Origin of the sequence: Paraglaciecola sp. MB-3u-78 (assembly GCF_002835935.1) — a bacterium.
GTDB lineage: Bacteria > Pseudomonadota > Gammaproteobacteria > Enterobacterales > Alteromonadaceae > Paraglaciecola.
Genome location: NZ_PJCF01000003.1, coordinates 135,813 through 152,293 on the forward strand (window position 1 = coordinate 135,813; position 16,481 = coordinate 152,293).

A 16,481-nucleotide genomic window follows, 5' to 3' on the forward strand; every position below is an offset into this window, starting at 1 on the left:
AGGCTAGCGGTTACTGCAATTCTGCCACTATCATGTCTAATTTCAGCATTGTACCGTCTCTGTTCACTTCAAAAGTGACAGTGTTTCCTGGTGTAGTATCGGCAATATAATCCAAAGTATCGCGAATACTAATGGCCGGAATATTGTTCACAGATAGAATAAGGTCACTAACCTGTAAGCCGCCCAATTCTGCTGGACTTCCTTTTACTACAGATGTCACCAAAATCCCAGCGCTTGTTAGTCCAGCCTGTTGACCTACAAAACCTAATGCCCCACGCGTCACTTTGCCAGTGGCGATGATTTCACCCATGACTTTTTTAGCCAAATTGTAAGGGACAGCAAAAGACACTCCATCAACAGATTCAACACGACTTCGACTGATGCGAGTTTTAAAGTTAGCATTGTTGATGCCTATCAAAAAACCTTCACTGTCTATGAGTGCTCCACCAGAGTTGCCCTCGTTAAGTGCTGCGTCTGTCTGAATATAATCGAAATAATTATTAAGCTCGTTGTTACTGATCCGGCTAACAATACCTTTTGTAACTGTTTGTCCTAAGTTATAGGGATTACCTAAGGCTAAGACTACGTCTCCTACTAATGTTTTAGGATCATCTAGTTGCGGAATAGGGTGAAGGTTTTCTACGGATACGTTGAGCACTGCTAGATCTGTTATGGGGTCATAACCAACAATTTGTGCTTCTTCGAGTCGACCATCTTGCAAACCTACTAAAATGAGCTTGGCATTGGCAATCACGTGATAACAAGTCAGGATATAGCCATTGGAGGTCATAATCACACCAGAACCAAGACTCGTCCGTTCGATTGGCTGCCGACGATTATAGCCGCTTCTTTCGATGCTTTGACTATAGATGTTAACTACTGCAGGACCTGCTGCATTAACCGCTGGATTAAGGCTGAGTTTTTTTGAACTCTCTTGCTCAGTAAATAATGTCAGTGGCAGACCACTACCTTTACGTAAATCGGGGACCAGTAATAAAATGACGGAAGAAATGATCACTCCTATAAGGATGGATTTTAAAAAGAAAGATAAGGATTTTAGCACGGGCGATATTAAATATTTTCTACATCAGATACGATAAATAATAACATTGAAATCATTGAGTTGATAGCAGTACTAAGTCTATACCTATACCACCTCAAGATGTTGAATTCAGCGCATCTTGAGGCGGTATGAGTATAATACCGCTATCACTAGTCAGTTTTTATTGACGGATCACCAAATATAAAGAAGAGATACCGCGTTTAACATTAAGCGCAATAACGCCTTGAGCATCTTCTAGTTCAGTGCGTAATTGCACCAGGTTATCCACTTTTTTGCGATTAATACCGATTATCACATCACCATCTTGTAAGCCAATACGACTCGCTGGAGAACGAGATTCGATATTGGAAATGATGACCCCATTATCGCCTTGTTCAGATTTACCGTTGGTTAAGGTTGCCCCCTCTAATGCTGGGTGTATTTCTTTAGCAACCACCACATTTTGTGTTGCATCGCCTAGCACAACATTAATTTTTTCACGTTTGCCTTTGCGTAATACTGTTAATTCAAGTTTAGTGCCTGCGCCTTTACTGGCGACTTTCGCCCTTAATTCTTGGAAACTCACAACGGATCTACCATTAATTTCTGTAATAATGTCACCAGCTTGAATTCCGCCTTTTTCAGCCGCTGAGTCTGGCGAAACCTCACTTACAAATGCGCCTTGATTGACATCTAGATTCATAGCATCTGACAAGCCTGAGTCGATGTCTTGACCCATGATACCGAGTAAACCACGACGTACTTCACCAAACTCTATAATCTGGTCGACTAAACTTTTCATCATATTGCTGGGTATCGCGAAACCAATGCCGACATTACCGCCGTTAGGCCCAAAAATAGCCGTGTTAATTCCGACCAACTCACCTCGAAGACTAACCAAGGCTCCACCAGAGTTTCCTCGGTTAATTGCAGCATCAGTTTGAATGAAATTCTCGTATCCACCTATGTTTAAGCCAGAACGTCCAAGGGCGCTAACTATACCTGAGGTGACCGTTTGATTGAGTCCAAAAGGGTTACCAATAGCCACCACAAAATCGCCTACTCTCAACTCGTCTGAGTCAGCGAGAGGCATAGCTGCCAATGCATCAGGTTCTATTTTTAATAACGCAATATCACTTTGCTCATCTGCACCCAATTTTTTTGCTTTGAATTCACGACCATCTGTCAGTTTAACGATAATCTCATCAGCATTATCAACCACGTGATTATTCGTCACCACGTACCCTTTTTTGGCATCGATAATGACGCCCGAACCTAACCCTTTAAAGGGTCTTTCTTGCACTTGCTCCTCTGTTCCCCCAAAAAAATGCTTAAACATCTCTGGTACACGTTGTCGAGATACTTGAGTGCCTTCAACAGAAATACTGACAATTGCCGGTGTGGCTTTGTCTAACATAGGAGCGAGGCTAGGTATTTCACCTTTGTCAGTTGAAAGGAAAGGTAATGCGGCGTTAGACACTAAGCTGACCGACATGCTTGCAGTCACTATGCAACAAGCTACTAAAAAACGATTTACTACTCTACTCATCAGTTGTCATCTCCAATATCTAAATTTAAAGGCAATATAAAGACTATATTGGTCCCGTAAAAGTTCATTATTTACTGTTTTTAGTAGGGGCTTCTTTACCGCCCGAGAACAATCCTGAACTTTGTGAAGAAAAGTCTAATGGTTGTATGTCTGCACTAGATTTTTCACGTACGGGTTTGGTACTTTTATTACGTAAATAAGCCGTAGTATGCTCACCAAAGTAACTCAACGAACTGCCTTCTGGTACAGCCTGCTGACTAATTAGTCGCTGTTCATAATCTTCAACCTGCTGTTTTAAGGTGGTGGATTGAGCGATTAAGCTTTCTGCAATTTGTTTGGTTTCTTGAATATGAACAGCAGCTTGCTGGCTCATTAATTCTTGAATTGTTTGCTCACTTTCGGCCTTACCTGATGTCTGCAGCTTCTTTTTAGTGAAAAACATGGCAACAAAAAAACCCATAATCCCGCCCACTAATAACAGCAATAACCCTACAAACCAATCCATAACGTCTCCTATTTTTTTACTTATTTCTGCTCATCTGGTTCGCTACTATTTATTAAAATATAAAGTATTGACCATGAGCAAGCTTGCTATATTTGTTATTATACGCCCAGCACTTTCAATGCGGTCATTTTATTTGTATTCAAGTGTTAAAAACACCCATAAGTGAAAGGAAAAATACCAGAGAATGATTGATTTTACACCATGGCAAAAATATCAAAAGGATCTACAAGATCCTGAATTTCTCTATGACGGCGCTCAGGAAAATGCGGTAAAAGAATTACAACGGTTGTATGACGAATTAACTCATCCTGAGAAAAAACTGACTTGGCGAGTAAAGTTACAGAGTAAGTTTGGCAAGGGGATGCGTAAACCTAGTATCCAGGGGGTATATTTTTGGGGTGGGGTAGGACGAGGTAAAACCTATCTGGTTGACACATTTTATGAATGTTTGCCTTTCAAAAGAAAGATGCGGATTCATTTTCATCGCTTTATGTATAGGGTGCACCAAGAACTTAAATCTCTAGAAGGTCAACCAGACCCCCTAAAAACCATAGGCAAAATTTTTGCCAAAGAAACCAAAGTGATTTGTTTTGATGAGTTTTTCGTGTCTGATATTACAGATGCAATGATTTTAGGTACCTTAATGGAAGAGCTCTTTGGCCATGGTATTGTGTTAGTTGCCACTTCAAATATAGTGCCTGACGAGCTGTATCGTAATGGTCTGCAACGAGCAAGGTTTTTACCGGCGATTGAATTAATTAATCAAAATACGCGTATTGTGAATGTAGATAGTGGCGTAGATTATCGCCTGCGGACTTTAGAGCAGGCAGAAATTTTTCATTACCCGTTAGATAATCAAGCCAATCAAAATTTGCATAAATATTTTATACAACTGGCACCCGAGCTAGGCATCGAAAATCAAGAAATACAAGTGGAAGGTCGGATGATCCCAACCTTGCATTATGCGGATGGGGTTGTGATGTTTGAGTTTCGCAATATTTGTGATGGGCCCAGAAGCCAAACTGACTATATGGAAATAAGTCGCCTATATCACACGGTATTAATTGCTAATGTAGAGCAAATGGGACGAACAACCGATGATATCGCTCGGCGTTTTATTGCTATGGTGGATGAATTTTATGAACGTAATGTTAAGTTGATTATGTCAGCTGAGGTGTCAATGGAAACTCTTTATGTAGATGGTCAACTTAATTTTGAATTTATGCGCTGCCTAAGTAGGCTAAATGAAATGCAGTCTCATGATTACCTTGCATCACAGCATATTCCTTAAAATTTAGGATTACAGATTGAATGGGTTTTGTTATCTGCCTTGAATATCGGTAAAATCCTCCACATACATCTAATCGTGCCAGGTGCTCGATATTATTAGAAGAGAATAATTAAATGGGTAGAAAGTTTGAAGTGCGTAAAATCTCCATGGCAAAGACCGCTGGAGCGAAAACCAAAGTCTATTCCAAGTACGGCAAAGAAATTTATGTTGTTGCCAAAAATGGTGGAATAGATCCTCAAGCAAACTTGGCTCTGCGTAGGCTGATCGAAAAAGCCAAAAAAGACCAAGTTCCTAGTCATGTTATTGACAAAGCGATTGATAAAGCCGCAGGGGGCGCGGGTGAAGACTATGTGCCTGCTCGTTATGAAGGCTTTGGTCCTGGTGGATGTATGGTGATAGTTGATTGTCTAACCGACAACAATAATCGCACTATTACTGATGTACGCAATTGTTTCACCAAGACTGGTGCGAAATTGGGTGTTGAAGGATCAGTAGGTCATGTGTTTGATCACCAAGCGGTATTTGCCTTTAAAGGTGATGATGAAGATGCAGTACTCGAAACATTGATGGAAGCTGACGTTGACGTTACAGAAGTAGAGTGTGAAGAAGGAATCGTAACTGTTTATGCTCCTCATACAGAATACAATAATACACGAACTGCACTAACCGATGACAGTCCTGATATTGAATTTGAAGCAGATGAAATTACCTTTATCCCACAAACCGAGTCTGTTGTGAGTGGCGAGGATGTAGCCACGTTTGACAAATTCATGGACATGTTAGAAGACTGTGACGATGTGCAACACGTTTATCACAATGCAGTCATTGAGCGTTAAACCATTTTATTAACATTAAAAAGCTGAGCTTATGCTCAGCTTTTTAATGAATCACTATGGATTGCTTTTTAACATACTGCGCCAAATATCTGCCCAATCTGGCTCCTTACCAAACAAGGTGATGTGGGCTCTGAATACGCGAGTAGCAAATAAACGAACGTAATACACTCCTGCTATCAAAAATAACAAAGATAAACCGACTTGCCAGACTGGCACACTCATGGAAGCAATACGCATAGGCATAAAGCTGATAGAGGTAAGAGGTACTAAAGACAATACTTTTGCCACCTGACCGTTGGGTTCCCCCATAACAATAAATACCAGCATAACGGGTAACATGGGTAGCAACATCAACCCGGTTTTTCCTGAGTGATTAGGGTCATCAATAGTCGCGGCGAAACCGACAAATACATAATTCCAAAACAACACACCCAGCACACAAAAAATTAAAATTTGTATCACCACTGTGGCCGATACATTCATACTTTCACCACCACCGTCTGAAAAAACTGCGATACCAGTAAATACAATTGCCATCATAAAACATGTGGTCAACAGACTTTTAATACTAGACAGACACAGGCCTAGTGCTTTGCCGTCGACCCATTGTTGATGGCTAATGCAGGTGAGTAATTGTTCGGTAATACGGTGTTGTTTTTCTTGTGTCACTGAGGTGAGTGATAAACCAAAGCTAGTAAAAACCGCCATCGCACTTAAAATTGCTGCAAGCAGTCCAAGCACTTTTACACTGCTGCCTACCACTTCTTCTGCTTGATTGACAAACGTCATGGAAATAGGGTTTTGTAATTTTTCTAATTGTTCTGGGCTAATGTCCATTGCTCTTAACAATATATCTTTTTGATCAGCAATCAGTGCTTGTTCTAATTCTTGTTGCCAAACACTTTGCTGAGAAATATACAGAGTAAACTCGTCTGACTGCCCAACCTTTAATATACCATCCAATGATAATGCAGCAATTTTATCAAATAGTTGTTGTTCTTCGACGTTAGTATCTAGTGACGACAGCACAAATTTACTGTTTAGCTGAGTCTGTAACTGGCCTATAACGGCTAAATTAACGGTTTTCTGTGTGCTTGATTGGCTCCATATCTGCACAGCAAAAATTGCGGCATAGATTAATAACATTAAAAAATAGCCGATTAGTTCCTGTTTCCATTTAAAGTTACGCATAAATTCCCAACGGGCAACTAATAACACCTTATCCATTATGCGGCTCCTTTGACACTGTTAATGTAGATGTCATGTAAACTGGGTTGTTCAGTTTGTAAACTTTCAATTTGATGCTCAGCTAACATACTTTGTAAAAACTGAGGGACATGGCATGACGGTGCTAAGGTGAATTGAACGGTGTGGCTATCAATACTGATAAGCAGCATGATTTGTTCGGTCAGTGAAAAAGATTCACTGCTGACTGGATCACTAAATGTTACTGTTAAATGTGTTCCTAGCTGCGCGGCTTGGCGAATATCTTTAATTGAACCATATAAGGTTGCCTTACCTTTATTCATCAACAGAAACCTGTCGGCTAACTTTTCAACTAAAGACATTTGATGGGCGCTAAGAATAATGGTGGTGCCTTGTTTTCGTAACAGCTGCAGAAATGATATGACTTTTTCTTGGTTAACGGGATCTAATCCAGAAAAAGGTTCATCAAGAAACACGATTTTAGGTCGGTGAATGATGGCACTAATCAATTGCACTTTTTGTTGATTACCTTTGGATAGGGTTTTTAGTTGGTCTCTTTTCCGCTCAGCTAATTCGAAGCTGGTTAGCCAAACATCAGCTTGTTCTAATGCATCTGCTTTTGTCATGCCTTTTAACTGCCCCATATAAACTAGGGTGTCCTGTATATTACTCTCTTGATATAGGCCTCGTTCTTCGGGCAAATAACCAAAGTCGCCACTAACTAATTTGGCTATCTTTTGACCTTCAATATTTGTAAATGAAATCACTCCTGTATCAGGATAGGTTAAGCTGATTAACATACGGATTGTAGATGATTTACCTGCACCGTTAGGTCCAAGTAAAGCGAAAATTTCTCCCGATTTCACTTCAAAAGATAAATCATCCACGGCGAGTACTTCCGCGTATTGTTTGCTAATCTGTTTGACTGATAATTGCACACCGTCTCCTTTTTAATCACGCAGCTATTTTAAATCAGTTTACCCTTTATGAAATTGCCTATATCAGCTCAATTGTTTCAAAAAATATTATTGACCAGTTACTGGGCTAATTGTGTTGCAACAATTTGATCTAGAAGGCCAATCATTAATTTTGTGCCTGTACCTGAAGCAATACCATCAAACACATTTTCAACATTCTTGCCGTGCTGGCCGCCCGCTAAATCACTAATCGAACGAATAATCACCCAGTCTACGTCATTAACAAAACACACTTGCCCAACTGCAGCGGATTCCATTTCAGTGACTTGAGCGTTGTACACTCGTTGTAACCAATTGCGATACTCGGCGTTATCAAGAAACACTGAACCTGTGACACCATTTCCACCTACTTTGATTTGAATAGGTTTCCCAGAAGGCATATTAATTGGACTCACCGCATTAACGGCTTTTTTAGCCAGCTGGATGAGTTCAGGAGTGGCACTAAAGTAAGGCATTTGTTTAGGCTTATCCCAGCCTTGCTTAACTACTGCCATTTCTTCAGGATGAATAAAACCATAGTTCTCATATGCAGGAGAATGGGGGTCTTGTTCGCGTCTTTCTTTGTATCTTTGGAGTGCATTTTCATAATAATCAGGCAATACAAAACTACCTGCTTTTTTGGGGTCAGGATTGACATAGACGGATTCATCATGAAAATACCAACGCTCTGGCACAGATATATCACCGGGCTGAAAATCAGGATTAACTGCACCAGCTATACCCATCATTACCACTCGGTCTATAGGGAAATAGTCCAATGCCATCTGCATAGTCATAGCCGCATTAGGTACACTTATACCTGTAGTAAATATCACCACAGGCTCTCCTTTATAAGAACCCAGTTGGTATTTGACCCCCTTGATAGTCTTTGTTTCATTGATTTGAGCATCCGCCAGTTGACCGAATGCTTCATCAATAGCTTTAATTTCTGGGGCGTAGGCGGCAACAATCGCAGTCCATTTATTTTTATCTGAAAATTCCTTTGGCCCATAAGTGCTAATGTCTTTTGCATAACTATTATGGGTAATTAGTAAGATGCTAGAAATTAAAATAAAATGGATGCTGAGTTTTTTAAACATAGTGACGTTCTCGTGAATGAAGTGTTCATTGCCCTTTAGAAGGGCAAGTAGGAGTATAAACTTGGGCAAGTCGTCATTATTTAACGCTAACTGCACCAACTTAGAGAGCTTTTTTATCTCAGGCAGCGAAGTATAGGAAATCCATGCCAATAAGGTAAATAGCCCTTAGTCTGGCAAAGGTTTATTTACCGATTAAGCGAAGAAATTCATTACGGGTGGCATCAGATGTGCGCATCGAGCCCAACATGACTGAAGTTATCATAGAAGAGTTTTGTTTTTGCACTCCGCGCATCATCATACACATGTGTTTACCTTCCATAATCACACCGACACCTGTCGCTCCAGTCACTTTCTGCACGGCATCGGCAATTTGTTTGGTTAATCCTTCTTGGATTTGTAAACGCCTAGCGTACATATCTACAATGCGGGCAAACTTTGATAATCCCAACACTTTGCCATTGGGCAGATAGGCAATATGGCAACGACCGATAAAAGGTAAAATATGATGTTCACACAATGAGTAGAATTCGATGTCTTGTATAATGACCATTTCATCTGTGTCTGCTTCGAAAATAGCCCCATTTACCACGCCATCTAAATCTTTTTGATAACCATCAGTTAAAAACTGCATTGCTTTGGCTGCGCGTTTGGGCGTATCTACCAAGCCACCACGACTCACGTCTTCCCCTAATATTGAAAGTATATCTGTGTAATGGCCGGCTAATTTATCTGACATGTAATTTGGCTCTTCGATGAGTGGTATGAATTGAGTATGTGTATGTGTTACGGGTATGACCCATAATTAGATTGCCCGATGATAACATTTTCTGAGGCTAGGATTAAATACCACCGTCATATTTATGTCTGTTTGACGGCTAAATAATTTTTGTCTTTTTGTCTTTTTGTTCCATCGATTTTCGAATTTCTAACATATAGTGATCAAGGGCAAATTTGGCTTCTTCGTAGGCTTGAGCATATTTTTCAGATGCTGGGTGCTGTTTATATTGTTCAAATGCGACGTCAGTCTGAGCGGCTAAATACTTGAGGCGTTTGTGGTTGACATCCATGTCGATTCTCCTAAATTTTATACATAGTATAGGTCTTGATTAGAAATTTAGAGATACTTTACAATCGCTAGAACGATAATAATGAAAACTACCAAAACGGGGGCTTCATTTAAAAAACGGTAGAAACGTGAAGAATGAGCATTTTCATCTTTGGCAAATTTTCGTACTAAAACAAACAAGTAACCATGGTAAGCATATAAAGCAGTTACTAATGTCAGTTTAATATGCAGCCATTTGGCCGCCACAAACCAATCTTTGCCATACAAACTTATTAACCAGACGCCAAATACTAAGGTCAATACGGCAAAAGGCGTGACAAAGTACCACAGCCGCTTTTCCATTATCTTGAACTGATCTTTAACTGCTTGAATATCTGACTGTGCATGGTAAACCATTAATCTTGGCAAATAAAACAAACCTGACATCCAAGCAACCATAAAAAATACGTGTAGTGCTTTTATCCAAAGTAAAGTCATTGTGTTTCCTAGTAACTAGCTTTATGCAGGTGATGTCTAAGTGTTTTCCAGGTAATAATACCGACTATTTCTTCTGTAGTAGAAAATATATATACCGCACCATTTCTGTTAATTTCAAGTAAGCTATACACTTCAGCTAGCGTAGCCTGAAAGTTGACTCCTTGCATCGGAATAAAGTTTAAACGTACAGCTTCACCGTCTTTTTCATTGTCATATTTCACTAATGAATATTTAGCGCCCCCATCTGTATCAACTGAATATTGGACTATGGTGCTATGAGGTGCTTGATATAAGGTACTGACTAACTGCTCGTTGTCATCACTAAGCAGTTTGAACTCTTTGTCCATAACTGCTAATACGCCCGTCTTTTGTAGTGATTCCATAACTGAGGAAATAGTATAAGGTAACTTTTGATAGTCTAATTGCTGTGTAAAAATAGAGCTATTACCCAAAAACTGTGTCGAAGTGACATACGCAGGCACGATCACTAGAATAGTCGGCAAGACCATCTCTGGGCTGTAGGATAATTCCATAACTGCTGATAATGCCGCTAATGGCGCATGGATCACTGCGGTCATTAGTCCTGCCATTCCCAACAGCGAAAAACTGCCATTTAAGTCACTGACATCATCTAAGAAAAAACCCAGTGGAAAAGCAAGCACAACACCACTGAGCATCCCTATAACAAACACTGGGCCTATTATGCCTCCAGGGATCCCTAAACCAATCGCAACAATAGTTAATAAAAATTTTGCCGCTACCACGCCTATAAGCAATTGAATATTTTCATTTTGTGCAATTAACAGGTGTGCGGAGTGAAAATGAGCACCTAATGCATCTGGCAAAATATATCCCACTGCGCCGGTAATTAGTCCTGCAATTAATAATCGACGTGCCATATTGATACGGCTAAATCCGCGGAAAACTAGCATCAATGTCTGATTAAACAAAGTGGCTAGACAACCGAGTAAGATGCCAAAAATGATCAAATAGATGTAAATCCAGCGACTAAACTCGTGGAATTGAATAAAAGATAGCTCTTGCGCCTCCCCAAACACAATTCGAGTTAATACTGTGCCGCAAGCCGCTGCAAGCATAACGGGAATAAAAATATGGATTTTGTATTCTCGCAATACCACTTCCATAACAAAAATTACAGCTGCAAAAGGTGTGTTGAATGAAGCAGAAATACCGGCTGCAATACCGCACCCAGACAAAATACGAATACTATTGTGGGGAAAATTCAACCATTGGCCAAAAAAACTGCTGCCGAATGCACCTAAATGAACCGATGGCCCTTCTCGGCCTACTGAAAAACCACACACTAAAGCTAAAGTACCACCGAAAAATTGATTAATAGCTGTTCTAAATGGAATGTGTCCATAGTAGTGTTTAATTCTATGGATAACAAAAGGGATCCCCATTCGATAGTGTTTAAATCCTGTCAGATAGGCAATGAGCACTATAGCTATCGCACCTAGACAAGGCAGAAGAAAACGCATAGATGGCTCTAAAGCACCGAATTCATTTAACTCGGGTAAGAATAATCTTTGCAGCCATTCAACGCTTAAACGAAATAAAATAATTAAGGAAGCAGCACAAATACCACCCACTATGCCGATAATACACAGCTGAATAGATGTGCGTGGTGTGGCAAGTTCTTGTCTAAAAGGGTTAAGGTTCACAATTATAAATGGACTGATAACTGAGATGATAATCAGTTTATCACAAGCCTTTGTATTTTAAAGAGTTAATCTTTTTAGCACAGCCAAAAAGCTAAATGTTTGATAAATCAATCGACTATTTTAATGGACTAAATGATAATATATTCACGTAGAAAAACTTTGCAGCTTTTAAAAGGGCATAAAGTGATTATTTCTGAACTTAAGAAAAAAATCGGCGCATTTCAGTTTTATTTGATCCTAATCGTGATGATTGCTGCCACTGTGTATCTGGGTTTTTTCTGGGGCAACGCCCATTACACACAACAACAAATGACGATAGCCACCCATGAAACAAGTATTCAAAATCTTAAGCTAGAAAATGAGAAACTGACCAAAAACCTCAATATTTTGGGGGTTGAACTTGAAGTAGCAAAACTGACTCAGCAGCAACATTTTGTTGAAATTGGAAAAAGTATTGATGTCGAAAAAGACTTACGCACTCAACTCGCTTTTTATCAACAAGTGATGGCACCAGAACTGAATGAACAAGGATTTTTGATTGAGGGGTTTAATCTAGAGCCCGCGTTGAGTGATCATTCTTTTCGATTTGAATTAGTATTGATGCAACAAAACAAAACCAAAAATACTCTTAAGGGAAATTTAAACGTTACTTTGATAGGCAGTGAAAATGGTGAAGCTAAGCAATACACCTTGGATTCTATGTTGTCCGATCAAGAGCAAAAAAGTTTGACCTTTAGTTTTAAATATTTTCAGGTGATTGCGGGAGAAATCAGGTTACCAGAAGGTTTTCAACCAGAGCAAGTATCTGTGCATGCTGATATATTTCAGTTTAAACGCAAGAAAGGGCAGTTAACCACAGTCTTTGATTGGGTCATTAACCCCAACTAGGCTAAGCAGAACTAAATCTGAATTAATTAGTCTTAGTGAATACTTGACCATATTAGTCAGGTACTAGATAATCCGCGTAATTAGAGTTACTCCATTTTTTACCGAGGCAAGTTATGACAGTGCAAATTGCGTTACCTATTGAATTTTCTGATGCTGCCGCTAGAAAAGTAAAAACGTTGGTGGAAGAAGAAGAAAATCCAAATCTAAAATTACGTGTGTATGTGACCGGTGGAGGGTGTTCTGGTTTCCAATATGGTTTTACTTTTGATGAAAAGGTTAATGAAGGGGACACCACTATAGATAAATACGAAGTGACCTTAGTGGTTGATCCTATGAGCCTTCAATATTTAGTTGGCGGCGAAGTCGATTATACTGAAGGATTAGAAGGCTCTCGTTTTTTAGTAACCAATCCTAATGCAACGACCACATGTGGTTGCGGTGCTTCATTTACTGTCTAGTGTCGGTCTTGACGCATTCGTAATATAAAAAACCAGTTGTCACTCAACTGGCTTTTTATCAGACGTTATACCAATTTAACTGTTAGTACTTTCAAATATTTTATCAGCAGAGGCTGCAACAAAGCCTTGGTACAATTTACCTGTTGGCATTTTGTATCGCTGAGCGAATTCATAAAAACAGCTCGGTACCAGCTTCTTACCATTGGCGAACTCTACTTCGATTTTGTCTGCCATAGTAGATGATTGTGCTAACAGCACTTCTGGGCCTCCTTTGATTTCACCGCCTGAAGAATTTAATATAAACCCTTCATTTTTCAATAGGGTATTTATCTGTGCAAGAGATTGAAAATGGCCCATGTGATTTAAACTCACAGTAAAATGATTGGCCCTAAATCCCCAAACTGACATCCAGGCTGCGTATTCAGAATGTGCCACAAGCACGTCATATTCTTGTGGGCTAATTTGCCAATGTGTTCCTGAATACAAAAAGTTATCCTGCGTCGAAGCATCATCAGAAATGTTATCAGTCATTTTTAGAATAATCTGTTGAACATCCAAGGGCATGTCTTCAACTATAAGCTCACTAATAAACACTTTGGGGTGAGTATCATCAGTATGTTCAAAGTGTTTAGCCCGCAACTTTTTTTCTACAAAGTTATATTGACCTTGTTCCGTGTAACCTAGTGCTAAAAAGTGTGCTGCAAGTTTATCTAAGTTGATTTTTTCAATATTAAAAGTGCGCAGCGCAATATGGTCATTTACTAACTTAGACGTTTTACCTAAATATTCAGACTCGTATCCTTCCAACAAGTCATGTACTTTTTTTGCCGAAGGCGTAATGGTTAAATAGTCTTGCCATAAATGGCTAAACAAGTTATCTATTTTGTTATGCATAGCGCTAAAACTCTTGTTCTAAAATTAAATAGTTAACCCTGGGCTCAAAGTGCCTGGCAGGGTTGTTTTTTCTAGCTCTACTGAAGAAACCGGGTATGCACAGTAATCAGCAGCATAGTAAGCACTTGCTCTGTGATTGCCACTATCGCCGATCCCACCAAAAGGAGCTGCACCACTGGCGCCGGTAATAGGTCTATTCCAGTTGACAATTCCAGCACGGATCCGCTGATAGAAATGTTGGTAGTCTGCTTGGCTATCTGCCAATAAACCCGCGGATAATCCAAAGCTAGTATTGTTGGCCTCATCTATGGCTTGATCAAAATCACTATAACGGATCACTTTTAGTAAAGGACCAAAATGCTCTTCATCTGGCATTTCGTTAAGGATATCAGTCACGTCGATAATACCAGGACTAACAAAACCAGATTCTGTGTCTAGATGTTTAAGCTCGACTAAGGTCTTCGCACCAAGCTCAACCAATTGTTGTTGAGCTTTGACCATTAAAGACGCTGCATGTTGTGAAACCATGGCACCCATAAATGGTTGTGTCTCGGCATCATACATTCCCACTTGAATCTTGTTGGTTGCTTCAATCAATTTTTTCATAATGACATCGCCAGCCTCACCTTGTTGAATAAACAAACGGCGTGCGCAGGTACAACGTTGACCAGAAGTCACAAATGCAGATTGAATAATATCGTGCACCACAGCACTGGTATCAGCCGCATCTTTGACTATTAGTGGGTTATTTCCACCCATTTCCAAGGCTAAGATTTTTCCGGGATGCCCCGCAAACTGTTCGTGTAACAATCTACCGGTACGGGAACTACCAGTAAAAAAAAGGCCATCTAATCCACTATGAGATGCAAGTGCTTTGCCTGTTTCTACTTCCCCTTGAACCATGTTCAATACACCAGCAGGTAAACCGGCTTGCTGCCAAAGTTCTAAGGTTTTTTCTGCAACAACAGGAGTAAGGTCACTTGGCTTAAATACAATAGTATTACCAGCTAGTAATGCAGGAACGATATGTCCGTTTGGTAAATGTCCGGGAAAATTGTATGGGCCAAATACCGCCACCACACCATGAGGTTTGTGACGAATAAATGCTTTACCTAATGGCATGGCATTTTCTACTGTTCCAGTACGCTCATGGTAGGCTTTTTCAGATAAGGCAATTTTACCTATCATAGCCCCCACTTCAGTTGCCGTTTCCCATAATGGTTTACCGGTTTCTTGAGCGATAGTTAAAGCAAGTGCTTGCTTATTCTGTCCGAGTAATTCAGCAAACTTTTTGACATAGACTAATCGTTCATCAAAAGTTAGGTTGCTCCAAGCAACAAAGGCTGAGCGAGCGGCCTTGACTGCCGAGTCAACTTGTTCTTGGGATGCTGATTTAGCCTGCCAAATAATGTTTTTCTTGGCAGGATCAACTGAGTGTATGTCGTGACCAACGCCTGCTAACCAGTTGCCAGCGATAAAATGTGTATGTGTATTCATGATTATGTCCTGAAATGAGTAGGTGCAAAGCGAATTTTGTCGCCATCACTTACACCGAGTGCATCGGCAGCTTGTTGACCAATAGTGGCATGTTCAGTATCGATAACGAGTGGTGTACACACGCCACGAAAGTCTTGCACTTTAGTATTGATTACAAAGAACGTTTGTTGATTATCATTAACTTCTTCAGTCACTCTAATCTGCATTTTTCTGCTAGCTTGCGCACTTCGGATATGTTTCAAATTTGCTTCAACGGTGGGACCCGCATCGAAAATATCCACGTAACCTCTACAACTAAAACCTTCTTGTTCGAGAAGCTGTAAAGCGGGTTTCGTTTTTTCATGTACCTGACCAATCACTGCTTGGGCTTGTTTGCTTAGCAGGTTGACATAAATTGGATATTTTGGCATCAGCTCAGCGATGAACTGTTTTTGACCAATACCAGTGAGATAGTCAGCCGTAGGGAAGTCCATCGAAAAGAAATGCTCTTCTAACCATTGCCAAAAAGGTGATTGACCGTTTTCGTCATTAATACCGCGCATTTCTGCGATAATAGTTTCAGCAAAACGGTTTCTGTGTTCCATCATAAAGAGAAAACGAAATTTGGATAACAATCTCCCGTTTAAGCCTTCTCTGGCAACTTGCCGCAAAAATAATGTGCATATTTCAGAGACACCGGTGTAATCGTTACACAAGGTAAGGATATCGACATTGTTATAGATTTTAAGCTCACGGGATGCATGAACCACCTTACTTAGATGGTAATGATAAAATGCATCGTCTAAACCCACACCGGCTACAATGCCGCTAGTACCCACAACTTCTTGGGTCTCTTGGTCTTGCATCACAAAAAGATAACTTTCATCCGCTGGCTCGGTTACATCTTTTGCAAAGGCTTGAACCGATTTGCCTATTTTACTTCTAAGCAACACTTCGTTTACGGGTAACGAAGTAAAACCTACCCCAGATTCTTGGGCAATTTCATTCAGTGACGAATAATCGTCAGGATGGATTGGGCGAATAATTTTCAT

General features: G+C 40.0%; 17 protein-coding genes. 4 read left to right on the forward strand and 13 right to left on the reverse strand.

All coding sequences use genetic code 11. From position 1 onward, the window contains the following. Positions 1-10: 10 nt before the first annotated feature. The 3 genes from CXF95_RS04465 to CXF95_RS04475 form a co-directional block, all read right to left on the reverse strand. Positions 11-1,063 (reverse strand): trypsin-like peptidase domain-containing protein, encoded by a 1,053-nt coding sequence (locus tag CXF95_RS04465; protein WP_101197578.1) that lies wholly within the window; start codon positions 1,061-1,063, stop codon positions 11-13. Positions 1,064-1,223: 160 nt separating this feature from the next. After that, on the reverse strand, positions 1,224-2,591 hold the full coding sequence (locus CXF95_RS04470; protein WP_101197579.1) for a DegQ family serine endoprotease: 1,368 nt from the start codon (positions 2,589-2,591) through the stop codon (positions 1,224-1,226). A 67-nt stretch (positions 2,592-2,658) separates the two neighbouring features. Next, entirely contained in the window at positions 2,659-3,096 is a 438-nt protein-coding gene (locus tag CXF95_RS04475; protein WP_101197580.1) for a ZapG family protein, read from the reverse strand. Between the two features lie 184 nt (positions 3,097-3,280). On the opposite strand from CXF95_RS04475, the gene zapE reads away from it, so the two are divergent. Both zapE and CXF95_RS04485 read left to right on the forward strand, forming a co-directional pair. Continuing rightward, entirely contained in the window at positions 3,281-4,387 is a 1,107-nt protein-coding gene (zapE, locus tag CXF95_RS04480; protein WP_101197581.1) for a cell division protein ZapE, read from the forward strand. Positions 4,388-4,500: 113 nt separating this feature from the next. Continuing rightward, entirely contained in the window at positions 4,501-5,223 is a 723-nt protein-coding gene (locus CXF95_RS04485) for a YebC/PmpR family DNA-binding transcriptional regulator (RefSeq protein WP_101197582.1), read from the forward strand. Between the two features lie 54 nt (positions 5,224-5,277). On the opposite strand, the gene CXF95_RS04490 is transcribed toward CXF95_RS04485, so the two are convergent. The 7 genes from CXF95_RS04490 to CXF95_RS04520 form a co-directional block, all read right to left on the reverse strand. Next, positions 5,278-6,450: an ABC transporter permease gene (locus CXF95_RS04490; protein ID WP_101197583.1), complete on the reverse strand. Its 1,173-nt coding sequence runs from the start codon at positions 6,448-6,450 to the stop codon at positions 5,278-5,280. Then, on the reverse strand, positions 6,450-7,367 hold the full coding sequence (locus CXF95_RS04495) for an ABC transporter ATP-binding protein (RefSeq protein WP_101197584.1): 918 nt from the start codon (positions 7,365-7,367) through the stop codon (positions 6,450-6,452). Before CXF95_RS04495 ends, CXF95_RS04490 begins: the two co-directional genes overlap by 1 nt. 98 nt (positions 7,368-7,465) lie before the next feature. Beyond that, positions 7,466-8,485 carry a 5'-methylthioadenosine/S-adenosylhomocysteine nucleosidase gene (locus CXF95_RS04500; RefSeq protein WP_101197585.1) on the reverse strand — a complete coding sequence of 340 codons (1,020 nt, stop codon included), beginning with the start codon at positions 8,483-8,485 and terminating at the stop codon, positions 7,466-7,468. A gap of 181 nt (positions 8,486-8,666) precedes the next feature. After that, on the reverse strand, positions 8,667-9,221 hold the full coding sequence (gene folE, locus CXF95_RS04505; RefSeq protein WP_101197586.1) for a GTP cyclohydrolase I FolE: 555 nt from the start codon (positions 9,219-9,221) through the stop codon (positions 8,667-8,669). A 139-nt stretch (positions 9,222-9,360) separates the two neighbouring features. Next, positions 9,361-9,552: a hypothetical protein gene (locus tag CXF95_RS04510; RefSeq protein ID WP_101197587.1), complete on the reverse strand. Its 192-nt coding sequence runs from the start codon at positions 9,550-9,552 to the stop codon at positions 9,361-9,363. Positions 9,553-9,599: 47 nt separating this feature from the next. Beyond that, positions 9,600-10,028 carry a CopD family protein gene (locus tag CXF95_RS04515; protein WP_101197588.1) on the reverse strand — a complete coding sequence of 143 codons (429 nt, stop codon included), beginning with the start codon at positions 10,026-10,028 and terminating at the stop codon, positions 9,600-9,602. An 8-nt stretch (positions 10,029-10,036) separates the two neighbouring features. Then, positions 10,037-11,713: a chloride channel protein gene (locus CXF95_RS04520; protein ID WP_101197589.1), complete on the reverse strand. Its 1,677-nt coding sequence runs from the start codon at positions 11,711-11,713 to the stop codon at positions 10,037-10,039. A 159-nt stretch (positions 11,714-11,872) separates the two neighbouring features. On the opposite strand from CXF95_RS04520, the gene CXF95_RS04525 reads away from it, so the two are divergent. Next, positions 11,873-12,601, forward strand: coding sequence for a DUF6776 family protein (locus tag CXF95_RS04525; protein WP_232787646.1), 729 nt, complete (start codon positions 11,873-11,875; stop codon positions 12,599-12,601). 113 nt (positions 12,602-12,714) lie between these two features. After that, complete coding sequence (gene erpA, locus CXF95_RS04530; protein WP_101197591.1) at positions 12,715-13,059, forward strand: iron-sulfur cluster insertion protein ErpA; 345 nt, start codon at positions 12,715-12,717, stop codon at positions 13,057-13,059. A gap of 75 nt (positions 13,060-13,134) precedes the next feature. Here the strand turns inward: erpA and CXF95_RS04535 are convergent, their stop codons facing one another. Genes CXF95_RS04535 through astA form a run of 3 tightly spaced genes read right to left on the reverse strand, consistent with a single transcriptional unit; the run spans position 13,135 to position 16,481 of the window. Continuing rightward, the gene (locus CXF95_RS04535) at positions 13,135-13,953 is read right to left on the reverse strand and encodes a DUF1338 domain-containing protein (protein WP_101197592.1); all 819 of its coding nucleotides are present in this window, start codon (positions 13,951-13,953) and stop codon (positions 13,135-13,137) included. A gap of 24 nt (positions 13,954-13,977) precedes the next feature. Then, a complete protein-coding gene (gene astD / locus CXF95_RS04540) occupies positions 13,978-15,450 on the reverse strand; it encodes a succinylglutamate-semialdehyde dehydrogenase (protein WP_101197593.1) in 1,473 nt (490 codons plus the stop codon). Positions 15,451-15,452: 2 nt separating this feature from the next. After that, positions 15,453-16,481 (reverse strand): arginine N-succinyltransferase, encoded by a 1,029-nt coding sequence (gene astA, locus CXF95_RS04545; protein ID WP_101197594.1) that lies wholly within the window; start codon positions 16,479-16,481, stop codon positions 15,453-15,455.

Coding starts and splice junctions, on each gene's coding strand:
- folE (WP_101197586.1), bottom strand. CDS start 9,221: ATGTCAGATAAATTAGCCGGCCATTACACAGATATACTTTCAATATTA.
- CXF95_RS04470 (WP_101197579.1), bottom strand. CDS start 2,591: ATGAGTAGAGTAGTAAATCGTTTTTTAGTAGCTTGTTGCATAGTGACT.
- zapE (WP_101197581.1), top strand. CDS start 3,281: ATGATTGATTTTACACCATGGCAAAAATATCAAAAGGATCTACAAGAT.
- CXF95_RS04510 (WP_101197587.1), bottom strand. CDS start 9,552: ATGGATGTCAACCACAAACGCCTCAAGTATTTAGCCGCTCAGACTGAC.
- astA (WP_101197594.1), bottom strand. CDS start 16,481: ATGAAAATTATTCGCCCAATCCATCCTGACGATTATTCGTCACTGAAT.
- CXF95_RS04535 (WP_101197592.1), bottom strand. CDS start 13,953: ATGCATAACAAAATAGATAACTTGTTTAGCCATTTATGGCAAGACTAT.
- CXF95_RS04500 (WP_101197585.1), bottom strand. CDS start 8,485: ATGTTTAAAAAACTCAGCATCCATTTTATTTTAATTTCTAGCATCTTA.
- CXF95_RS04515 (WP_101197588.1), bottom strand. CDS start 10,028: ATGACTTTACTTTGGATAAAAGCACTACACGTATTTTTTATGGTTGCT.
- CXF95_RS04490 (WP_101197583.1), bottom strand. CDS start 6,450: ATGGATAAGGTGTTATTAGTTGCCCGTTGGGAATTTATGCGTAACTTT.
- erpA (WP_101197591.1), top strand. CDS start 12,715: ATGACAGTGCAAATTGCGTTACCTATTGAATTTTCTGATGCTGCCGCT.
- astD (WP_101197593.1), bottom strand. CDS start 15,450: ATGAATACACATACACATTTTATCGCTGGCAACTGGTTAGCAGGCGTT.
- CXF95_RS04475 (WP_101197580.1), bottom strand. CDS start 3,096: ATGGATTGGTTTGTAGGGTTATTGCTGTTATTAGTGGGCGGGATTATG.
- CXF95_RS04485 (WP_101197582.1), top strand. CDS start 4,501: ATGGGTAGAAAGTTTGAAGTGCGTAAAATCTCCATGGCAAAGACCGCT.